The organism is Streptomyces sp. NPDC002868 (assembly GCF_055563295.1).
The window spans coordinates 1-1,280 of sequence record NZ_JBVHDR010000092.1; the positions used below are offsets into that span (position 1 = coordinate 1).

Below are 1,280 nucleotides of genomic sequence, written 5' to 3' on the forward strand. Positions count from 1 at the left end.
TCCACCACCAGAACACCCACACCCTCAGACCAACCAGTCCCGTCCGCCGCACCCGCGAACGACTTACACCGGCCATCCGAAGCCAACCCACCCTGAAGGGAGAAGCCGACAAAGCTCGCCGGAGTGGACATGACCGTGACCCCGCCGGCCAGCGCCAGGGAGCACTCACCACGACGCAGCGCCTGCACCGCCAAATGCAACGCAACCAACGACGACGAACACGCCGTATCCACCGTCAACGCCGGCCCTTCCAGGCCCAAGGCATACGACACACGCCCTGACGTCACACTCCCAGCGCTGCCGGACAACGCAAATCCCACTGCATCTTCCGGTAGTTCGTGGTTGGGGGGGCCGTAGTCGCCTCCCATCGCGCCCACGAAGACGCCGGTCTGACTGCCCCGGAGAGACTGAGGATCGATGCCGGCTCGTTCCAGCGCTTCCCACGAAACCTCGAGCGTCAGTCGCTGCTGCGGATCCATCGCCACGGCCTCACGCGGCGAAATCCCGAAGAACCCCGGATCGAACTCCCCGGCATCGTGCAGGAACCCACCCTCACGGGCGTACGACGTCCCCGGACGCTCAGAGTCCGGATCGTACAGCCCCTCCAGGTCCCAACCCCGATTGTCAGGGAAGAGTGAAATCGCGTCACCGCCCGAGGCGACCAGCCTCCACAAATCCTCCGGAGACGTCACTCCACCCGGATACCGGCACCCCATCCCCGCAATCGCAATCGGCTCGCCTGCCTTCTGCTCCGCTATTTTGAGACGCTCATGAGCCTTCTCAAGGTCAGCGGTTACCCACTTAAGGTACTCGCGAAGCTTTGCCTCGGTCGCCACGATGGAACCCCCAGAGTGATGGTCGGGAATGGTTTGGAAATCCAGTCAGGACTTACCGAACTTTCGCTCGATAAAGCCGAAGATTTCTTCGTCTGTGGCGGACTCGAGGACGGCTGCAGCCGAATCTTCTTGCGTGGCTTCATTTACGTCGTTCCACTTGGAGAGCACCATGCTCAGTTTCCGGGTGATCTCCGCGCGAGTAGCACCGTCCGGAATCACCGAGGACAGGTTGTCCTTGGTCATTTCGGAAAGCGCGAGTTCGATCTGATCGAGTTCGGCGAGGAACTTCCGCGAGTCGGACGTCTCGTCCGGTGCGATCTGTTCCATCACATTCCGCGCCAGCGCGACGGGTGTGGGGTGGTCGAAGACGAGGGTGGCCGGCAGGGGCAGTCCCGTGATCTTCGTGAGCCGGTTACGCAGTTCGACGGCGGTGAGGGAGTCGAA

Annotated in this window: 2 protein-coding genes; both read right to left on the bottom strand. The window is 62.4% G+C overall.

The genetic code is table 11. The annotated features are described in order from the left end of the window. Positions 1-836 (bottom strand): beta-ketoacyl synthase N-terminal-like domain-containing protein (locus tag ACZ3H8_RS40840; RefSeq protein ID WP_467410458.1); only part of this gene is annotated, 836 nt, incomplete at its 3' end. A gap of 45 nt (positions 837-881) precedes the next feature. Next, positions 882-1,280, bottom strand: a 399-nt coding sequence (locus ACZ3H8_RS40845) for an acyl carrier protein (protein ID WP_467410461.1), incomplete at its 5' end; no start/stop codon positions are given.